The 18,977-nt window shown below is 56.6% G+C and carries 17 protein-coding genes; 12 read left to right on the top strand and 5 right to left on the bottom strand.

The genetic code is table 11. The annotated features are described in order from the left end of the window. Nucleotides 1-310: 310 nt before the first annotated feature. The 3 genes from tkt to rpiB all read right to left on the bottom strand — a co-directional run bounded on the left by tkt (nucleotide 311) and on the right by rpiB (nucleotide 4,020). Entirely contained in the window at nucleotides 311-2,311 is a 2,001-nt protein-coding gene (tkt, locus tag IBT46_RS09960) for a transketolase (protein ID WP_200545553.1), read from the bottom strand. Nucleotides 2,312-2,379: 68 nt separating this feature from the next. Next, complete coding sequence (tal, locus tag IBT46_RS09955; protein WP_200545552.1) at nucleotides 2,380-3,330, bottom strand: transaldolase; 951 nt, start codon at nucleotides 3,328-3,330, stop codon at nucleotides 2,380-2,382. Nucleotides 3,331-3,561: 231 nt separating this feature from the next. Then, on the bottom strand, nucleotides 3,562-4,020 hold the full coding sequence (gene rpiB, locus IBT46_RS09950; RefSeq protein ID WP_200545551.1) for a ribose 5-phosphate isomerase B: 459 nt from the start codon (nucleotides 4,018-4,020) through the stop codon (nucleotides 3,562-3,564). 314 nt (nucleotides 4,021-4,334) lie between these two features. Here rpiB and IBT46_RS09945 point away from each other — a divergent pair, with 314 nt between their 5' ends. The 7 genes from IBT46_RS09945 to maeB all read left to right on the top strand — a co-directional run bounded on the left by IBT46_RS09945 (nucleotide 4,335) and on the right by maeB (nucleotide 12,806). Next, entirely contained in the window at nucleotides 4,335-5,447 is a 1,113-nt protein-coding gene (locus tag IBT46_RS09945) for an alcohol dehydrogenase catalytic domain-containing protein (protein ID WP_200545550.1), read from the top strand. Between the two features lie 73 nt (nucleotides 5,448-5,520). Continuing rightward, nucleotides 5,521-6,792, top strand: a complete 1,272-nt coding sequence (locus tag IBT46_RS09940) for an MFS transporter (RefSeq protein WP_105593285.1) — start codon at nucleotides 5,521-5,523, stop codon at nucleotides 6,790-6,792. After that, nucleotides 6,792-7,535, top strand: coding sequence for an SDR family oxidoreductase (locus IBT46_RS09935; protein WP_200545549.1), 744 nt, complete (start codon nucleotides 6,792-6,794; stop codon nucleotides 7,533-7,535). The genes IBT46_RS09940 and IBT46_RS09935 overlap by 1 nt, the downstream gene beginning before the upstream one ends. Nucleotides 7,536-7,564: 29 nt before the next feature. Next, nucleotides 7,565-8,566, top strand: coding sequence for a dihydroxyacetone kinase subunit DhaK (locus tag IBT46_RS09930; RefSeq protein ID WP_200545548.1), 1,002 nt, complete (start codon nucleotides 7,565-7,567; stop codon nucleotides 8,564-8,566). 1 nt (nucleotide 8,567) lies between these two features. Next, the gene (dhaL, locus tag IBT46_RS09925) at nucleotides 8,568-9,215 is read left to right on the top strand and encodes a dihydroxyacetone kinase subunit DhaL (RefSeq protein ID WP_200545547.1); all 648 of its coding nucleotides are present in this window, start codon (nucleotides 8,568-8,570) and stop codon (nucleotides 9,213-9,215) included. Nucleotides 9,216-9,389: 174 nt separating this feature from the next. Continuing rightward, complete coding sequence (locus tag IBT46_RS09920; protein ID WP_200545546.1) at nucleotides 9,390-10,352, top strand: sugar-binding transcriptional regulator; 963 nt, start codon at nucleotides 9,390-9,392, stop codon at nucleotides 10,350-10,352. A gap of 174 nt (nucleotides 10,353-10,526) precedes the next feature. Beyond that, nucleotides 10,527-12,806 carry an NADP-dependent oxaloacetate-decarboxylating malate dehydrogenase gene (gene maeB, locus IBT46_RS09915; RefSeq protein WP_200545545.1) on the top strand — a complete coding sequence of 760 codons (2,280 nt, stop codon included), beginning with the start codon at nucleotides 10,527-10,529 and terminating at the stop codon, nucleotides 12,804-12,806. Between the two features lie 105 nt (nucleotides 12,807-12,911). Here maeB and hemF read toward each other — a convergent pair whose 3' ends face one another. Both hemF and amiA read right to left on the bottom strand, forming a co-directional pair. Next, the gene (gene hemF / locus IBT46_RS09910) at nucleotides 12,912-13,820 is read right to left on the bottom strand and encodes an oxygen-dependent coproporphyrinogen oxidase (protein WP_200545544.1); all 909 of its coding nucleotides are present in this window, start codon (nucleotides 13,818-13,820) and stop codon (nucleotides 12,912-12,914) included. Nucleotides 13,821-13,859: 39 nt separating this feature from the next. After that, nucleotides 13,860-14,741, bottom strand: a complete 882-nt coding sequence (gene amiA, locus IBT46_RS09905) for an N-acetylmuramoyl-L-alanine amidase AmiA (RefSeq protein ID WP_200545543.1) — start codon at nucleotides 14,739-14,741, stop codon at nucleotides 13,860-13,862. Nucleotides 14,742-14,948: 207 nt separating this feature from the next. Here amiA and IBT46_RS09900 point away from each other — a divergent pair, with 207 nt between their 5' ends. The 5 genes from IBT46_RS09900 (at nucleotide 14,949) to IBT46_RS09880 (ending at nucleotide 18,974) form a co-directional block, all read left to right on the top strand. Beyond that, on the top strand, nucleotides 14,949-15,374 hold the full coding sequence (locus IBT46_RS09900; RefSeq protein ID WP_105593360.1) for a GNAT family acetyltransferase: 426 nt from the start codon (nucleotides 14,949-14,951) through the stop codon (nucleotides 15,372-15,374). A gap of 70 nt (nucleotides 15,375-15,444) precedes the next feature. Beyond that, a complete protein-coding gene (locus IBT46_RS09895) occupies nucleotides 15,445-15,894 on the top strand; it encodes a DUF2919 domain-containing protein (protein WP_200545542.1) in 450 nt (149 codons plus the stop codon). A gap of 85 nt (nucleotides 15,895-15,979) precedes the next feature. Beyond that, complete coding sequence (locus IBT46_RS09890) at nucleotides 15,980-16,612, top strand: RpoE-regulated lipoprotein (RefSeq protein ID WP_200545541.1); 633 nt, start codon at nucleotides 15,980-15,982, stop codon at nucleotides 16,610-16,612. Between the two features lie 104 nt (nucleotides 16,613-16,716). Next, on the top strand, nucleotides 16,717-17,613 hold the full coding sequence (locus IBT46_RS09885; protein WP_200545540.1) for a Dyp-type peroxidase: 897 nt from the start codon (nucleotides 16,717-16,719) through the stop codon (nucleotides 17,611-17,613). Nucleotides 17,614-17,960: 347 nt separating this feature from the next. Next, nucleotides 17,961-18,974, top strand: coding sequence for a sulfate ABC transporter substrate-binding protein (locus IBT46_RS09880; RefSeq protein ID WP_105593298.1), 1,014 nt, complete (start codon nucleotides 17,961-17,963; stop codon nucleotides 18,972-18,974). The last annotated feature ends 3 nt before the right edge of the window (nucleotides 18,975-18,977 follow it).

Raw genomic sequence — 18,977 nt, 5'->3', positions numbered from 1 at the left:
GCGAAAGGCCCAGCCGCGCAGGACGCGCGTCTGGGCCGGTCCGATAAGGCTGACGATCGGAGTGAAGGTACCGCGCAAGCGGCGCGAGGACCCGCTCGAACGGAGGCACAACCCGCCTGCGCTAACCCCAGACTTTGCAAACGACCAGGCATATATGCCACTCTAAGCCGGTCCGATAAGGCTGACGATCGGAGTGAGGGTACCGCGCAAGTGGCGCGAGGACCCGCTCGAACGGGGGCACAGCCCACCTGCGCTAATCCCAGACTTTGCAAACGACCAGGCACGCAATGCCACTCCTCGCAACCTCACATCAATGCGGTTTCAACAGCGCCTCAGCATGGCTGACAATATTCTCCACCGTGAAACCGAACTCGGCAAACAGCTTCTCAGCCGGGGCGGACTCGCCAAAACTGGTCATCCCAACAATCGCCCCGTGCAGGCCAACATACTTAAACCAGTAATCGGCAATCCCGGCTTCAACCGCCACGCGAGCGGTCACATTGGACGGCAGCACCGACTCGCGATAGGCCGCATCCTGCGCATCGAACAAATCGGTGGAGGGCAGAGAAACCACCCGCACCTTATGCCCGCTGGCGGTCAGCTTCTCAGCCGCGCCCAGGGTGATCTCCACTTCGGAACCCGTAGCAATCAGAATCACTTCCGGCGTACCGTCACTGTCTTTCAGGATGTAACCCCCGCGTGAAATATTCTCCAGCTGAGCCTTGCTGCGCGCAGGCTGGGCCAGATTCTGCCTGGACAGGATCAGCGCGGTCGGGCCATTATGGCGCTCAACGGCGTGTTTCCATGCCACCGCAGTTTCAACCTGATCGCAGGGGCGCCAGACGCTCATGTTTGGCGTTACGCGCAGGCTGGCCAGCTGTTCAACCGGCTGGTGGGTTGGGCCATCTTCACCCAGCCCGATGGAATCGTGGGTATAAACCAGAACCTGCCGTGCCTTCATTAAGGCCGCCATACGCACCGCATTACGGGCGTATTCAACAAACATCAGGAAGGTGGCGGTGTAGGGAATAAAACCACCGTGGTGGGCGATGCCGTTGGCAATCGCCGTCATGCCGAACTCACGTACGCCGTAGTGAATATAGTTACCTGCGCTGTCATCCTTAATCGATTTTGAACCCGACCAGATAGTCAGATTACTCGGCGCAAGGTCGGCAGAGCCGCCTAAGAATTCTTTCAGCAGCGGGCCATAGGCTTCCAGCGCATTCTGCGAGGCCTTACGGCTGGCAATTTTCTGCGGATTATCCTGCAACTGCTGAATATATTTCTGCGTTTCGGCTTCCCAGTTTTCCGGCATACCGCCGCTCATTCGGCGACTGTATTCCGTGGCCAGTTCCGGATACGCGGCTTTATAGGCATTGAACCGGGTATTCCAGGCTTTTTCACGCTCGGCACCGGCCTGTTTCGCATCCCACTGCGCATAAATATCTTTCGGGATCTCGAAAGGTGGATAATTCCAGCCCAGCTCTTTCCGCGTTAAAGCCACTTCTTCTTCACCCAGGGCTGCACCGTGGGATTCTTCCTTACCGGCTTTATTTGGCGAGCCGAAACCGATAATCGTTTTACAGATAATCAGTGACGGTTTGTCAGTCACGCTTTGGGCTTCTTTAATCGCGGCGGAGATCGCTTCAGGATTATGTCCGTCAATATCGTGGATCACGTGCCAGTGATAGGCTTCGAAGCGCTTCGCCGTATCATCGGTGAACCAGCCGTCCGTTTCACCATCAATGGAAATGCCGTTGTGGTCGTAAAAACCAATCAGCTTGCCCAGCCCCAGCGTACCGGCCAGAGAACTGACTTCATGAGAGATGCCTTCCATCAGGCAGCCATCGCCCATAAACACATAGGTAAAGTGGTCAACAATCTGATGATCGGGGCGGTTAAACTGCGCCGCCAGCGTGCGTTCGGCAATCGCCAGTCCCACCGCATTGGCCAGCCCCTGGCCCAACGGCCCGGTGGTGGTTTCAACGCCCGGAGTATAGCCAATTTCGGGATGGCCCGGGGTTTTTGAATGCAGCTGACGGAAGTTCTTTAACTCTTCCATCGGCAGGTCATAACCGGTGAGATGCAGCAGGCTGTATAGCAGCATGGAGGCGTGGCCGTTGGAGAGAATAAAACGATCGCGATCGGCCCAGGCGGGATTGGCCGGGTTGTGATGCAGGAAGTCGCGCCACAGCACTTCTGCAATATCCGCCATGCCCATCGGTGCGCCGGGGTGGCCGGATTTTGCTTTTTGTACGGCGTCCATGCTCAGGGCGCGGATGGCATTTGCCAGTTCTCTACGTGAAGACATATCTTCTCCCGAAGTGCAGAGGGCGGATTGGAAATCCGCCCTGATGATGGAAAGGGTTGGCTGAGGAATTACAGTTTGGCGGCCAGCACGTCTTCCAGCTTTTGCTGGTCAACGGCGAACTGGCGGATACCTTCAGCCAGTTTCTCTACCGCCATGGGGTCCTGATTGTGCTGCCAGCGGAACTCCGCTTCGGAAAGCGGCGCAGGCTGGTGGAAGGCTTCGGTTGACGGCGTGAGCTTACGTTCAACCGGCGCGGTGCTGGCCTGGAGTTCTTCCAGCAGATTAGGGGAAATGGTCAGGCGATCGCAGCCCGCCAGCGCCAGAATTTGCTCGGTCTTACGGAAGCTGGCTCCCATTATCACCGTGTCATAGCGGTGCTGCTTATAATACTCGTAGATGCTGCGAACGGATTTAACGCCCGGATCTTCATCAACCACATAGGGATCAAGCGGTTGACGGCTGTTGTACCAGTCATAAATACGGCCCACGAACGGGGAGATCAGGAATACGCCGGCTTCGGCACAGGCACGCGCCTGGGCAAATGAAAACAGCAGTGTCAGGTTGCACTGAATGCCGTTTTTTTCCAGCTCTTCAGCCGCTTTAATCCCTTCCCAGGTAGAGGCCAGCTTGATCAGAATCCGCGAGCGGTCGATGCCGTGTTCCTCATACATTCTTACCAGCTTTTCCGCTTTGGTCACGCACATACCGCGATCGAAAGACAGCCTGGCATCAACCTCGGTAGAGACGCGGCCCGGCACGCTTTTCAAAATTTCCAGACCGAGATTCACGGCGACTTTATCGCTGGCGTTGATAATCTGGGTTTCTTTGCTGCCGCCCTGTTTTTTGGCGTAATCGATGGCGTCGGTGATCAGATGTTTGTAGGAATCGAGCCCGGAGGCTTTAAGAATAAGAGACGGATTGGTAGTCGCATCTTCCGGGTGATAGTTGCGGATCGATTCAATGTCGCCGCTGTCTGCCACTACCGTGGTGTACTGTTTTAGTGCGTCTAGCTGATTCATCTGTCTAAGCTCCTTGTAAGCAATCTTGTACCCGACAGCCGGTAACAGATGCGCCCAGTGCGTTTCTGAACCGCGGGGGTACTGCGGTTGTTGCGAAATAATCTCAGGCGGATCACAGTGCATCAGGCAGGATTGAACTGGAATGCGCTTTTTCTGATTGTTGCAATGGGCCTGCCCAATGGTTCACCGCAGGCCGCGTATACCGGGGCCTGCAGGCAATTCACCTGTCATTTACGAACTTTTGAGCTGTTCGTAATAGCCTATTTTTTCAACTTTTGGCGCTGAGCGTCCGCCTTCAAATTCCGCATTGAGCCATGCTGCAAGAATCGATTTTGCCAGTTCGGCCCCGATAACCCGGGCACCTAAGGTAATGATTTGCGCGTCGTTACTTTTACGAGCGCGTTCTGCGGAGTACGTATCGTGGCACTGCGCGGCACGAATACCAGGTACTTTATTTGCTGTGATGCTCATTCCAATGCCTGTACCACACACGAGAATGCCACGCTGGTGACGGCCATTTTTGATGGCTTGTGCCACCGTCCAGGCAATATCCGGATAGGCACATCCGCCTTCGTGCTGCGCATCAGCGCTGTAATCAGCGGTAGTAAAGCCGGACTGGTGAAGATAATCAATTAAGGCATTTTTCAACTCAATGGCGGCATCATCAGCGCCAATTGCAATAGAAAGCATAGCAGATCTCCAAAAGAAGGTGACGAAAGTGGCCGGCGATCCGGCGGATCGTGCCCACCGCTTTGCTTACCCTATGCGCAAAATTACAAATGTTCAATACGTGTTCATATGATTGATGTGTTTTAAGCGATATTAAAAATTAAAAGAGGGATTGATCACACTAATTTAGATTTGTGAGGGTGTTTAACGGCTAAAAATTCCGTTGCACGACGCTCGTCACAGTTTTCATCTTCGGTTGTTGGCTTCCTTGCACGCTATGCGTACTGTTCATTTAATCAATGCATGTTCAAATGATCAATAAGCGGAGACGGATTATGTGCCAGACATGTACAGAACAGAGCCGAAGCGTCGCGGATATCCCGCAGCGAATGAAAGCGGTTGTAGCCTACGCACCGGGGGATTATCGGCTTGAGGAAGTGGATGTGCCCACCATCGGGCCGAAGGAAATCCTGGTAAAAGTTGAAGCCTGCGGTATCTGCGCGGGCGACGTTAAAGCCTATGAAGGTGCACCGAGCTTCTGGGGGGATGAAAAGCAGCCAGCCTATATCAAAGCGCCGATGATCCCGGGCCATGAGTTTATTGCTCACGTTGTGGCGCTGGGTGATGAAGTCACGGAATTTAACCTCGGCGATCGGGTGATCTCCGAGCAGATCGTACCGTGCTGGGAATGCCGCTTCTGCAATCGCGGCCAGTACTGGATGTGTGAAAAACACGATCTTTACGGCTTTCAGAACAACGTCAACGGCGGCATGGCGCAGTACATGAAGTTTACCAAAGAGGCTATTAACTACGCGGTGCCTGCGGATCTGCCGATTGAAAAAGCCATCCTGATCGAGCCATACGCTTGTTCACTTCATGCCGTGCAGCGCGCCAATATCAAGTTGGGTGATGTGGTGGTGCTGGCCGGGGCGGGCACGCTGGGGCTGGGGATGATCGGCGCGATTAAAAAATCCGGTGCGGAGAAACTGGTGGTGCTGGACCTCTCCGATCGTCGCCTTGAGCTTGCGAAAACCTTCGGCGCCGATCTGGTGATTAACCCCGCGCGGGAGGACGCGATAAAAATCGTCAAAGAGATGACCGAGGGCTACGGCTGCGATATTTACATCGAGGCAACCGGTGCCGCGAAGTCGGTAGAACAGGGGCTGACGATGATCCGCAAGCTCGGCACTTTCGTGGAGTTCTCGGTGTTTAAAGATCCGGTCAGCGTCGACTGGAGCATTATCAGCGACCGTAAAGAACTGGATCTCCTCGGTTCACATCTTGGACCTTACTGTTACCCGCTGGTCATCAGCGGCATCGCAGATGGATCGCTGCCGACCGAAGGTGTGGTCACCCATACGCTACCGCTGGAACGTTTCGCTGAAGGGTTCGACCTGATGAAGCGCGGCGTTGATTCAATCAAAGTGGTACTCAATCCAAATCTCTGATCCAGGCCTGGCGGGTGCGGCAGTCCTGGTCTACGCCGGGCGCACCTCCTGAAGACAACACCGGGAGGATACAATGTTACAACGAATGATTGCGCGTACGGGGCTGTCGCCCAAGCTGATGCTGGGCTACGCGGGCGTACTGATTTTTATGATGGGCGAAGGGCTGGAGCAGGGATGGCTTTCGCCTTACCTGATTGAAAAAGGGCTGAGCGTGCAGCAGTCTGCGCTGCTGTTCAGCGTTTATGGTTTTGCCGCCGCGATTGCCGCCTGGTTCTCCGGCGTGCTGGCTGAAATCTATACCGCAAAGCGTGTGATGCTGGTGGGGCTGGTGCTGTTTATGATCGGTTCGGTACTGTTTCTGACCATTGGTCTGCCGAGCAATCACCTGATGACCATGATCCCTACCTACGCGCTTCGCGGTCTGGGTTACCCGCTGTTTGCCTACGGCTTCCTGGTCTGGGTGGCCTACGAGGCTCCGCGCGAAAGGCTGGGTTCAGCCGTAGGCATCTTCTGGTTCGTCTACAGCGGCGGGCTGAGCGTGCTCGGCGTGCTGTACTCCAGTATCGCGCTGCCGATTTTGGGTGAAATCCATACCCTGTGGAGTGCGCTGATCTTTGTGATGCTGGGCGCAACGATCGCACTGTTCCTCAATCGTGGGAAAGATGAGTCGGAAGCGCAGCGAGAAAAGCCGACGCTGGCCTATGTGCTGAAGGGCATCACCATTGCCTTTGAAAATCCAAAAATCGGGCTGGGTGGTATTGTCCGCACCATTAATACCTCGGCGGCCTACGGCTTCGTGGTGTTTATGCCAACCTACATGATGGATTTTGGCTTTACCCGCACCGACTGGCTGCATATGTACGCCGCGCTGTGGGGCGTCAATATCATCTTCAACCTGCTGTTTGGCATCATCAGCGACGGCCTCGGCTGGCGCAACGTGGTGATGTGGTTCGGCTGCATCGGCTGCGCGATTACCACCGTACTGTTCTTCTATATGCCGCAGTGGCTGGGAGCGAACTATCTGGCCACCATCGTCATCGCCGGACTGTTCGGGGCCTGCCTGGCCGCGTTCGTCCCTCTCTCCGCTCTGATGCCGTCGCTGGCACCGGAAAATAAAGGTGCAGCGATGTCGATTCTTAATCTGGGTGCCGGGTTAAGCACCTTTGTTGGCCCGGCGGTCGTCGGCTTGTTTATTGGTCCGTTTGGTGCCGCCGGGGTGATCTGGATTTATACCGGCCTCTATCTGCTGGCGGCGGTGCTGATGAAATTTGTCACTCTGCCAGCGGGGGATGCGTCTGCGGACAGCGGCAACACCCGCTTAATCAAACAGAAAGGAGCACTCTGATGAGCACAGAACTGACGGGCAAAGTAGCCCTTATCACCGGCGGCGCAGCGGGAATCGGCCACGCTATCGCCGAGTGTTTTTTACAGCATGGTGCCCGCGTCGCACTTTTCGATCGCGATCCAACGGTCGCCGACGTGGCCAACGCGCTGGACCCACAGCGGGCAATCGGCCTGGCGGTTGATGTCACCAGCCGCACAGCGGTTTATCAGGCCGTTGAACGGACCGTGGCGCATTTTGGCAGGCTGGATATTGCGGTGAACTGTGCGGGCGTGGCACTGCTGGCCCCCGCTGAGACGTTGAGCGAGGAAGCGTGGGACCGCACGCTGGATATCAATCTGAAGGGGACCTTCCTGGTTTCACAGGCGGCAGGCCAGCATTTCCTGCGGCAGAAAAGCGGCAACATTATCAATATGGCCTCGCAGGCCAGCGTGGTGGCGCTGCCCCAGCATCTGGCCTACTGCGCCAGTAAAGCGGCGGTGGTTGGGCTGACTCAGGTGCTGGCGCTCGAGTGGGGGCCGCACAACATTAACGTCAATGCCATTTCGCCAACGGTGGTGTTGACCGAACTGGGGGCAAAGGCCTGGGCCGGTGAAGCCGGAGAAGCGCATAAAAAACAGATCCCGCTGCGTCGGTTTGCGGAGCCAGCGCACATTGCTGCTACGGCGCTGTTCCTTGCCAGTCCGGGTGCGGCAATGATGAACGGGGCCAACGTGGTGGTCGATGGCGGCTTTACCATTTGCTGAAGTCAGAATTTTGCTAACAGGAGTGACAGATGAATCGCATTATTAACGATCCTGATTATGTTGTAGAGGACGCTATCCAGGGATACCTGAAAGCCCATCCGGCCATTTATCAGGCGACCGACAATCCTCGGGTGCTTAAGCGCCCACAGGCTCCGATTGCGGGCAAAGTCGGCGTGGTGACCGGCGGCGGCTCCGGCCATGAGCCGGCATTCCTTGGCTACATGGGGAAAAACATGCTGGACGCGGTGGCGATTGGCGAGGTGTTTTCTTCGCCGACGGCGGGCGCTTTCCTCGACGCGTTTAAAGCGGCGGACGGCGGCGCGGGCGTGGCCTGTCTGTACGGCAACTACGCGGGCGATAACATGAACGTTAAGATGGCGATTAAAAAAGCCACCGCCGCCGGTATTACTGTCAAAACCGTGGTGGCGAACGACGATGTGGCATCCGCCCCGGTTAGCGAAATCGAAAGGCGTCGCGGCGTGGCGGGCGAAATACTGATGTGGAAAGTGGGCGCGGCGGCGGCGGCGCAGGGATACGATCTGGACGGTGTGATCGCCGTGGCGCAGAAGGCCATTGACCGCTGTCGCTCGATTGGCGCGGGCCTCAGCTCCTGCACGATCCCGGCAGTGGGTAAACCCAACTTTCATATCGAGCCCGGCACGATGGAGATCGGTATCGGCCACCACGGCGAGCCGGGTATTGAAGTGATCCCGACCCAGAGCGCGAAAGAGATGGCTGCCACTATGCTGAACTTCGTGCTTGCCGAGCAGGTCGCTTCACCACCGTCGGAAGTGGTGGTACTGGTCTCTGGCCTGGGCGCAACCCCGGTGATGGAGCTGTATATCTACTATGCGGAAGTGGAAAAGTTGCTGACTGAAAAAGGCATTCGCGTTCATCGCGCGCTGGTCGGCAACTACTTTACCTCGCTGGAAATGATGGGCGTCACGCTAACGGTGATGACGCTTGATGATGAACTGAAAAAGCTGGTGGACCTGCCGACTCAGGCACCTGGCCTGATGCAGGGAGAATAAGATGATGACGCAACTTTCAACGCAGCACGGCAGCCAGCTGGTCAGCGAACTGGTGACGGTGATTAAAAGCAATCGCGACTATCTGAGCGAAATTGACGGTGCCATCGGCGATGGCGATCACGGCATCAATATGGCGAAAGGTTTTACCCTTTGTGGCGAACAGCTGAATGAACGGCAGTCGCTGGCGGAGGCCTTTGATACGCTCTCCGACGCGTTGATGGAGGGGATTGGCGGATCGATGGGGCCGCTGTACGGCAGCTTCTTTATGGGAATGGCCGATAACATTCGCAGCAAATCCGCCCTGACGGCCAACGATTTTGCCGCTATGCTGCGGGCGGGGCTGACCGAGCTGCAGGATATCAGCGAGGCGGGCGTGGGCGATAAGTGCCTGATGGACACGCTGATCCCGGCGGTTGAGATCGCCGAGCAGCGGGCGGATGAGGGCTATACTGTGATGCTGCAGGCGATTCGCAACGCTGCCCGTCAGGGGCGCGATTCGACAAAAGATCTGGTGGCGAAGATTGGCCGCGCTAGCCGTCTGGGTGAGCGTTCGCGCGGGGTGCTGGATGCCGGCGCGGTATCCTGCTGCCTGCTGCTGGAACAGATGGCGGCCAGCGCACAGCAGCAGCTGTTGGCGGAGACGGCCTGAGTGCTGCGGCAAGAAAAATCCGACCTGCTCGTGCGGTAAAATGGTATAAATTAGCAGCCCGTCAGGCGCATAAGGAGCGGCCGTATGCCGCTCCTTATGTGATAATTGACATCGATCGCGGCAGGAAGACTCCTGCCCAAACAGCACGACTCAGACAGAGAGACGACTGCCCGGATGGAAAAAAACACGCTATCTCAGGATACCGAACTGCTGACGGAAATTGCCGTCGCTTATTATCAGGACGAGATTACCCAGGAAGAGATTGCGCGAAAGTTTGGTATCTCCCGCATCAAGGTCGGGCGTCTGTTAAAGCGTGCAAAAGAAGAAGGCATTGTGGAGATCAACGTGCGCTACCATCCGGTGTTCAGTACCCGGCTGGAGCAGCAGCTGCTGGAGCGTTTTTCGCTCCAGCGCGCGCTGATCGCACTCGACCATCACGATGACGAAGAGCAGCGGCGGCAGGTTGCCGCGCTGGTCGCCATGCACCTTTCGCAAACCTTAAAAGACAACGCGGTGGTGGCGGTAGGGCAGGGGCGCAACGTCGCCGCCGTTGCCGATCATCCCGGCAGCGTACCGACCCGCAACTGCCACTTCATCAGCGGTATTGGTGGGACTCATCGCCCCGGTGATGCGATTAACGCCGACCATATCAGCCGCCGTCTGGCGAAAAAATTCGGCGGCATTAGCGAAACGCTGTACGCCCCGGCCTATGTGGAAAACCGCGCGCTTAAAGACGCCTTTATGCAAAACGGGACCATCAAAGAGACGCTGGACCGCGCCCGCAAGGCGGATGTGGCGCTGGTGGGTATCGGCGATATGAACGAAAACAGCTATATGGTGAAACTTGGCTGGTTTACGCCTCATGAGATTATCGACGCCAGCCTGAATCAGGGGGTGATCGGTGATGTGGCCGGATACGACTTTTTCAACGCGCAGGGTCAGCATGTCGATACGGTGATGAACGATCGGGTGATTGGCCTGAGCATTGAGGAGCTGCGCAAGATCCCCTGCGTGATTGCGATTGCCTCGGAAAATACCAAAGCCATGGCGATCCTCGGCGCGCTGCGAACCGGTGCCATCGATATTATCGCCACCACGGCGCAGAATATCCGTACCTTACTAAATATGACCAAATAACCTGCTGCCCCGGCGGACTGAACCAGACGGTCCGCTGTCATACCTCTCCTTTAACGCACGAACTGCCTGTTTTTCCGATTGCTCCGTGTCAACGATGTGGGCTGCCTCAAGTTTTTCCCTGCGTTGCCACTTCTATACTGGGACGTTTGTACCTACAGAAAAAGGAACGCGTTAATGGACGACCAGTTAAAACAGAGTGCGCTCGATTTTCATCAGTTCCCCGTTCCGGGCAAAATTCAGGTTTCCCCGACTAAACCGCTGGCAACGCAGCGCGACTTGGCTCTGGCCTATTCGCCCGGCGTGGCGGCTCCGTGCCTGGAAATCGCCGAGGACCCGCAGGCGGCGGATAAGTACACCGCCCGCGCGAACCTTGTCGCGGTCATTTCCAACGGTACAGCGGTGCTGGGGCTGGGCAATATTGGCGCGCTGGCCAGTAAGCCGGTGATGGAAGGGAAGGGCGTGTTGTTTAAAAAGTTCGCCGGTATTGATGTTTTTGATATCGAAGTCGATGAGCTGGACCCGGATAAACTCATTGACGTGGTGGCGGCGCTGGAGCCGACCTTTGGCGGGATCAATCTGGAAGATATTAAAGCGCCGGAGTGTTTCTACATCGAGCAGAAGCTGCGCGAGCGGATGAAAATTCCGGTGTTCCATGACGATCAGCACGGTACTGCTATCATCTGTACCGCTGCGGTGCTGAACGGCCTGCGGGTGGTGAAAAAGACCATTTCAGACGTGCGGCTGGTGGTTTCCGGCGCTGGTGCATCGGCAATCGCCTGTATGAACCTGCTGGTGGCGCTGGGTATGCAGAAACACAATATCGTGGTCTGCGACTCAAAAGGCGTTATCTATCAGGGGCGTGAGGCCAATATGGCCGAAACCAAAGCGGCCTATGCGGTAGTGGATAGCGGCAAGCGTACGCTGGACGATGTGATCGCCGATGCCGATATTTTCCTCGGCTGCTCCGGCCCGAAAGTGATGACGCCGGAAATGGTGAAAAAAATGGCGCGCGATCCGCTGATCCTCGCGCTGGCTAACCCGGAGCCGGAAATTCTGCCGCCGCTGGCGAAGGAAGTACGCCCGGACGCGATTATCTGCACCGGCCGTTCGGATTATCCTAACCAGGTGAACAACGTTCTATGCTTCCCGTTTATCTTCCGCGGCGCGCTGGATGTCGGTGCCACGGCAATTAATGAAGAGATGAAGCTGGCGGCGGTTCACGCCATTGCCGATCTGGCGCTGGCGGAGCAAAGCGACGTCGTGGCCTCGGCCTATGGCGATCAGGAACTGACTTTTGGTCCTGAATATCTGATCCCGAAACCGTTCGATCCACGTCTGATTGTGCAGATCGCACCGGCTGTGGCTAAAGCGGCGATGGACTCCGGCGTGGCGCGCAGGCCGATCGCCGACTTCGACGCCTACCGCGAAAAACTCACCGAGTTTGTTTATAAAACCAATCTGTTTATGAAGCCGGTGTTCTCGCAGGCGCGGAAAGATCCGAAACGCGTGGTGCTGGCCGAAGGCGAAGAGGCGCGGGTACTGCACGCCACTCAGGAGCTGGTCACCCTGGGTCTGGCGAAACCGATTCTGATTGGTCGCCCGAGCGTGATTGAAATGCGTCTGCAAAAGCTGGGGCTGAAAATCGAGCTGGGTAAAGATTTTGAAGTGGTCAACAATGAGTCCGATCCGCGCTTTAAAGAATACTGGAACGAGTATTACCAGATTATGAAGCGTCGTGGCGTTTCTCCGCAGCAGGCACAGCGTGCCGTTATCGGTAATCCGACGTTAATCGGTGCCATTATGGTACATCGCGGTGAAGCGGATGCGCTGATCTGCGGCACCATCGGCGACTATAAAGAGCACTATGCGGTGGTGGAAAAACTGTTTGGCTTCCGTGGTGACGTCAAGGTTGCCGGGGCGATGAACGCGCTGGAGCTGCCGAGCGGAAATACTTTTATTGCCGACACTTACGTCAATGAAGACCCGACGCCGGAGCAGCTTGCCGAGCTGACGCTCATGGCGGCTGAAACCGTGCGCCGCTTCGGGATTGAGCCGAAGGTGGCGCTGCTGTCCCACTCCAGCTTTGGCACCTCCAACGCGCCGGCGGCCTGCAAAATGCGTGAAACGCTAGAACTGGTGAAGGCGCGCGCGCCGGATCTGGAGATTGATGGTGAAATGCATGGTGATGCCGCACTGGTGGAGAGTATCCGCAACGATCTGATGCCGGATAGCCCGCTGAAAGGCGCGGCAAACATCCTGATTATGCCTAACGTCGAAGCGGCGCGAATCAGCTACAACCTGCTGCGCGTTTCCTGTTCGGACGGCGTGACGGTGGGGCCGGTACTGATGGGCATCGCTAAACCGGTACACGTGCTGACGCCGATCTCGTCGGTGCGGCGCATTGTGAACATGGTGGCACTGGCGGTGGTGGAAGCCCAGACGGCACCGCTGTAAGCGGTTAATCAACACTTCCGGACGTACGGTACGGACGGGGGCCGACAGAATCGGCGGTATTTTTGTCGGCCCCCGCTATTGCCGCTATTCAATCATTTCGTAACGTTAAAGCCAGTCTTTCACCGGCAGGAAGTCGCGATACAGTGCGGCCTCCGGGCTGTCATCGGTGGGCTGATAGTCATATTCCCAGCGCACCAGCGGCGGCATCGACATCAGAATGGATTCCGTACGCCCGCCGGTTTGCAGGCCGAACAGCGTTCCGCGATCCCACACCAGATTAAATTCCACGTAGCGGCCACGGCGATAGAGCTGGAACTGGCGTTCGCGCTCGCCCCACGGCAGCGTTTTACGGCGCGCAACAATCGGCAGGTAGGCGTCCAGGAAGCCGGTGCCCACGGCCTGCATAAAGCGGAAGCTGTGGTCGAAGTCCGGTGTGTTCAGATCGTCAAAGAACAGGCCGCCGATGCCGCGCTGCTCGTCGCGGTGCTTCAGATAGAAGTAATCGTCGCACCACTTCTTGTAGCGGGGATAGACGTCTTCACCAAACGGCTGGCACAGATCGAAGGCGGTCTGATGCCAGTGCAGCGCATCCTCTTTGAAACCGTAGAACGGGGTCAGATCGAAGCCACCGCCAAACCACCAGACCGGGTCCGCGCCCGGTTTTTCCGCAATAAAAAAGCGCACGTTGGCGTGGCTGGTTGGCACGTACGGATTTTCCGGGTGGATCACCAGCGATACGCCCAGCGCTTCGAAACTGCGCCCCGCCAGCTCAGGGCGATGAGCGGTAGCCGAAGCGGGCATCGCATCGCCGTGAACGTGTGAGAAGTTAACCCCGGCCTGCTCAAAAACGCTGCCGTTACGCAGAACGCGGCTGCGCCCGCCGCCGCCGCCGGGGCGCTCCCAGCTGTCTTCGGTGAAGCTGGCGCTTCCGTCCGCCAGGGACAGCTGCTGGCAGATGTTATCCTGCAGTTCCAGCAGGAACCGTTTGACCACGGCGATATCAGGTACGTTCATGAGTTAACCTTCTTAACGAAAAGACCGACGGAGTATACCTCAGCCCATCCGTCTGCCCGCATCATACTCATTAAAAAAGCTGACAATACCATTGGCGATCGCACCGGCGATCTTCTGACGGAACGCGGTGGTCCCCAGCAGCTTTTCCTCCTGCGGGTTGGTGATAAACGAGGTTTCAACCAGCACGGAAGGAATAGAAGGGGATTTCAGCACGGCAAACGCCGCCTGCTCGGTGTGCTGACTGTGCAGGTGGTGCATCGGGCGGATCTGATTCAACACGTGCTTACCCAGCGTCAGGCTGTTTTTAATGGTGTCGGTCTGTACCAGATCGAACAGCACCTGCTGCAAATAACGGTCTTTGGTCGCCACCTCCACGCCGCCGACGTTATCAGCGGCGTTCTCTTTTTCCGACAGATACTTCGCCATGGTGCTGCTGGCTCCGCGATTGGAGAGGGCAAACACCGAGGCACCGTTAGCTACCGGGCTGGTAAAGCCGTCGGCGTGGACCGACATAAACAGATCCGCGCCGTGCTGGTGGGCGATCTCCACCCGCTCGCCGAGGGGGATAAAGTGGTCGGTTTCACGCGTCAGGCGTACATCAATATGCGGATGTTCGCTCAGCAGATGGCGAATGTGGTTAGCGATTTCCAGCACGATATGTTTCTCTTCCGATCCTTCCTGTCCCACCGCACCGGAATCAATTCCGCCGTGGCCCGGATCGATCATTACAATTTTTTTGCCGGTGGCAGGTCGTGGAGGATGAGGCGAAGCCGCCGTGCCCTGCACGCGGGGAGTGACTCTAAGAGTGACATCTTCCTCTTTTGCCAGCGCTGATTTGCGTGCCATCAGCATCAGTGCCAGGCTGGAAAGGATGAACTGCCGACGTGAGCTGAGCGGCCGGAGCTGAAGAATCTTTTTCATAAGATAATCCTGAAGCAAAAAGTGCTTATTGTTATATCGTAACAGTGACCGGGCGGCGAGAAAGGAGCTATTTCATCTTTTTACTTTTTATTTCAGTATGCTAATGACGTTTTTATTCTTTTTTTCTCCGTACGCAATCGTCAGACTTGCACCAGCAGAAGAATGCGTGATAATCAGCAGATTATGCTTAACCTTAGGTCTATTCCCATGGAAATCCGCGTATTTCGGCAGGAAGATTTTGAAGAAGTGATTACCCTCTGGGAGCGTTGCGATTTGTTACGTCCCTGGAACGATCCGGAAATGGATATCGAACGTAAACAGAACCACGACCCGGATTTATTCCTGGTAGCGGTGGTCGGCGGTGAAATCGTTGGCTCAATTATGGGCGGCTACGATGGACATCGCGGTTCAGCCTACTATCTTGGCGTTCATCCTGATTACCAGGGGCGCGGCTTTGCCAACGCGCTGATTAACCGACTTGAGAAGAAGCTGATTGCGCGCGGCTGCCCGAAGATCCACGTAATGGTGCGGGAAGAAAATGACGCGGTGCAGGGCTTTTACGAAAAACTGGACTACGAAACCGTCGACAGCGTGCTGCTGGGGAAACGACTTATTGAAGATCGTGAGTACTGATTAACCCCGTCTTATTGTCGCCGGGCAGTATGTGCCCGGCGGCTACCGTTACGTCACCATCTTGAAGACTATGCTCAAATACACTCCCGATGACTACGATGCTCGTGGCCAGCTGCGTCTGCCGCTGAGTTTCTGGACGATTCTATTATTACAGGCGCGCACATGGGTGCTGTTCGTGATGGCCGGAGCGTCGCGCCAGCAGGGAGCCGCGCTGCTGGAGCTGTTCTACCCTGATACCCACACCTTTTGGCTTGGCCTTGCGCTGGGTGGCCCGGCGGCGGTGGGCCTGCTGCTGACCGGCTACCGCCAGCGGCTGCCGCGCCTCTGGCAGGCATGGCGCTGGGTGCTGATGGCGACGCTGGCAGTGATGCTTGTAATACAGGGCGTGTCGCTGTGGCAGCAGGATGAGCAAACCTCACCGCTGGTGCTGTTTGTCTCCCTGCTCGATCTGCTGGGCTTGCTTGCCCTGTGGCGCGAGCGTCGGCTGGCCGACTGTTTTGATCCAGAGCACAATCAGTAGCGTCATCCATCCTGCGGGTTAAACTTTTTGGCGATCCGCGACTCAAAGCAGTTCGGACGTTTTGCTACTGATACCAGGAGTTGTAATGAATAATTTTCGCCCGGCGCTACTGATCGCCACTGTGTTACTGGCTGGCTGTGCCGGCTCCGGCAGTCAAACGGGCAGCGCCAGTCAGTCCACCTGGTGGAACCCCGTTTCCTGGTCATGGTCCGGGCTAAATCCCGTGAACTGGTTTGGTTCCTCTCTTCAGATCGCCGAGCAGGGTGTGGGTGGTGTTAACGGCAGCACGCTGCTGCAGCAGAAAGCCATTGAAGACGGCCTGAAGGGGCAATATACGCTGAGAAACGGTATGCGCATGGTCGATGGCAGCGTGGTGTCTTTCTGGCAGGCGCTGGATGACAGCAAGCAGGTACAGATGGAGCTGAGTGGTCGTACCACCGTTAATCGCGTTGAGGTCATGGATAAAGACGTGGCAACCGACAGCGGCGTGAAGATTGGCACCCGCTTCAGCGACCTGTACAGCAAAGCCTTTGAGTCCTGTAAAAAGGGTACCGGTGCGGACCGCGATGGCGTGGAATGCCGTGCGCCAAACAGCCAGCATATCAGCTATGTGTTCAGCGGCGACTGGCGCGGGCCGGAAGGGCTGATGCCGTCGGATGACACGCTGAAAAACTGGACGGTCAGCAAAATTATCTGGCACAGCCAGAACGCCGACTAAAACCACAATTATCTTGCGCTTAAGCAGGCTCCTGGCGCAGGCTTCAGGTATCATACTGGCGTAAAAACCGACCAGATATAACCTGAGAGCCAGGAGTTTACAGTATGTCCGATTTTCAGAGCGGGATTTTGTTAGAACACCGCCGTTTTGCTATCTACATTGAAGCGATGTGCCAGGGTGATATTGCCGCGATCCGCAGCGGCAGCCATCTTTTCCTCCAGCAGCTGTCACTGCTGCAACAGCGTTACCCCGACGCCGGTCTTGGCGCGGTCATTGCCTTCGGCAGCGGCCTGTGGAACGACCTCAATCCGACCAACAGCACCGCTGAGCTGAAGGATTTTCAGCCGTTGGGTAAAGGCATTGCGCCCGCCACCCAGCGCGACATGCTGATTCATATTCAGTCGCTGCGCCACGATGTGAATTTCAGCCTGGCGCAGGCCGCGCTGGCCGCCTTTGGCGACGCGATCCGTATTGAAGAGGAAACTCACGGCTTCCGCTGGGTGGAAGAGCGGGACCTCAGCGGCTTCGTTGACGGCACAGAAAACCCGCAGGGTGAGCAGCGTGAAGCGGTGGCGATTATTGCCAGCGGCGAAAACGCCGGCGGCAGCTACGTCCTCAGCCAGCGCTGGCAGCACAATCTGAAAATGTTTAACCGCCTGGCGGTGGAAAAACAGGAGCAGATTATTGGCCGCACCAAAGAGAGTAACGAAGAGCTGGAGGGCGATGCCCGGCCTGCGACCTCACACGTGGCGCGCGTGGATCTGAAAGAAGAGGGCAAGGGGCTGAAAATTTTGCGCCAGAGCCTGCCCTACGGCACCGCCAGCGGCGTTCACGGCCTGTTCTTCCTTGCCTACTGCGCGACGCTGTATAACATTGAACAGCAGCTGCTGAGCATGTTCGGCGAAGCGGACGGCAAGTATGATGCGATGCTGCGCTTCACTAAACCCTTGACCGGCAGCTACTTCTACGCGCCTTCACTGCCGCAGCTGGCCGCGCTGTAACCCGTATTGACTCCAGCACCGTTGCTTTACGCTGCGCCGGATAAAGATTGTTGTCATGTGGCTTGCCGCTGCCCGCACGCATCGGCTACAGCGTTTTATCAGATGCCGGGGAGATTCCTGCCCCGGTGTTTTGGAGCAGGGGCTTATACCACTCACCGCAGTGCTCGCCAGTCTCATTTTTCAGCATAGTATTCCCACCCACTGCATAATCAATTCCACACCCTTATAGCGTTTTCTGCTTGCAAATCACCAAACGGTATATAAAACCGTTACAGCTTTTACCCGGGTTATAAATAAACTGAAGGCACTTCAGGCGTAAGCCTTTCCATCTCTCTTCAGGGTGCTACATGACGTTACCGACGGTGAAAAAATTAGTCAGCGCGACCGCTTTCTCGTTACTGCTTGCCGGTGCCGCACAGGCCACGGAGCTGTTAAACAGTTCTTATGATGTCTCTCGCGAGTTATTTACCGCCCTGAATACACCGTTTGAAAAACAGTGGGATGAACAGCATCCGGGCGACAAGCTGACCATCAAGCAGTCCCATGCCGGTTCTTCCCGCCAGGCGCTGGCTATTCTGCAAGGCCTGAAAGCCGATGTGGTGACCTACAACCAGGTGACCGACGTGCAGGTGCTGCACGATAAAGGCAAGCTGATTCCGGCCGACTGGCAGCAGCGCCTGCCGAACAGCAGCTCACCGTTCTACTCCACCATGGCGTTCCTGGTGCGTAAGGGAAACCCTAAAAATATCCACGACTGGAACGATCTGGTCCGTGACGACGTTAAGCTGATTTTCCCTAACCCGAAAACCTCGGGGAATGCGCGCTACACCTATCTGGCGGCATGGGGTGCGGCTGACCGCGCCGATGGCAAAGACAAAGCCAAAACCGAAAAGTTTATGACGCAGTTCCTGAAAAACGTTCAGGTGTTTGATACCGGCGGACGCGGCGCGACGACCAGCTTCGTCGATCGCGGTCTGGGCGACGTACTGATCAGCTTTGAATCGGAAGTGAATACTATCCGCAATCAGTACGAAAAAGACGGTTATGAAGTGATTGTGCCGAAGACCAATATTCTGGCTGAATTCCCGGTGGCGTGGATCGATAAAAATACCGAAAGCAACAAAACCACCGATGCGGCGAAAGCCTATCTGAACTATCTCTACACGCCAGCGGCGCAGCAGATTATTACCCAGTTCTACTACCGGGTGAACAATCCGCAGCTGATGGCCGAGCATAAAGACCGCTTCCCGCAGACCGATCTGTTCCGCGTCTCCGATGCGTTCGGCAGCTGGGAAGAGGTGATGAAAGTTCACTTCGCCAACGGTGGCGAGCTGGACAAGCTGTTAGCGGCAGGGCGGTAACCG

Origin of the sequence: Erwinia sp. S38, from assembly GCF_016624545.1 — a bacterium.
GTDB lineage: Bacteria > Pseudomonadota > Gammaproteobacteria > Enterobacterales > Enterobacteriaceae > Erwinia > Erwinia coffeiphila.
This window is presented reverse-complemented; position numbering and strand designations above follow the sequence as displayed.

Excerpts from the sequence above, each read along its gene's own strand:
- tkt (WP_200545553.1), bottom strand. The coding sequence starts at position 2,311 with ATGTCTTCACGTAGAGAACTGGCAAATGCCATCCGCGCCCTGAGCATG.
- tal (WP_200545552.1), bottom strand. The coding sequence starts at position 3,330 with ATGAATCAGCTAGACGCACTAAAACAGTACACCACGGTAGTGGCAGAC.
- rpiB (WP_200545551.1), bottom strand. The coding sequence starts at position 4,020 with ATGCTTTCTATTGCAATTGGCGCTGATGATGCCGCCATTGAGTTGAAA.
- IBT46_RS09945 (WP_200545550.1), top strand. The coding sequence starts at position 4,335 with ATGTGCCAGACATGTACAGAACAGAGCCGAAGCGTCGCGGATATCCCG.
- IBT46_RS09940 (WP_105593285.1), top strand. The coding sequence starts at position 5,521 with ATGTTACAACGAATGATTGCGCGTACGGGGCTGTCGCCCAAGCTGATG.
- IBT46_RS09935 (WP_200545549.1), top strand. The coding sequence starts at position 6,792 with ATGAGCACAGAACTGACGGGCAAAGTAGCCCTTATCACCGGCGGCGCA.
- IBT46_RS09930 (WP_200545548.1), top strand. The coding sequence starts at position 7,565 with ATGAATCGCATTATTAACGATCCTGATTATGTTGTAGAGGACGCTATC.
- dhaL (WP_200545547.1), top strand. The coding sequence starts at position 8,568 with ATGATGACGCAACTTTCAACGCAGCACGGCAGCCAGCTGGTCAGCGAA.
- IBT46_RS09920 (WP_200545546.1), top strand. The coding sequence starts at position 9,390 with ATGGAAAAAAACACGCTATCTCAGGATACCGAACTGCTGACGGAAATT.
- maeB (WP_200545545.1), top strand. The coding sequence starts at position 10,527 with ATGGACGACCAGTTAAAACAGAGTGCGCTCGATTTTCATCAGTTCCCC.
- hemF (WP_200545544.1), bottom strand. The coding sequence starts at position 13,820 with ATGAACGTACCTGATATCGCCGTGGTCAAACGGTTCCTGCTGGAACTG.
- amiA (WP_200545543.1), bottom strand. The coding sequence starts at position 14,741 with ATGAAAAAGATTCTTCAGCTCCGGCCGCTCAGCTCACGTCGGCAGTTC.
- IBT46_RS09900 (WP_105593360.1), top strand. The coding sequence starts at position 14,949 with ATGGAAATCCGCGTATTTCGGCAGGAAGATTTTGAAGAAGTGATTACC.
- IBT46_RS09895 (WP_200545542.1), top strand. The coding sequence starts at position 15,445 with ATGCTCAAATACACTCCCGATGACTACGATGCTCGTGGCCAGCTGCGT.
- IBT46_RS09890 (WP_200545541.1), top strand. The coding sequence starts at position 15,980 with ATGAATAATTTTCGCCCGGCGCTACTGATCGCCACTGTGTTACTGGCT.
- IBT46_RS09885 (WP_200545540.1), top strand. The coding sequence starts at position 16,717 with ATGTCCGATTTTCAGAGCGGGATTTTGTTAGAACACCGCCGTTTTGCT.
- IBT46_RS09880 (WP_105593298.1), top strand. The coding sequence starts at position 17,961 with ATGACGTTACCGACGGTGAAAAAATTAGTCAGCGCGACCGCTTTCTCG.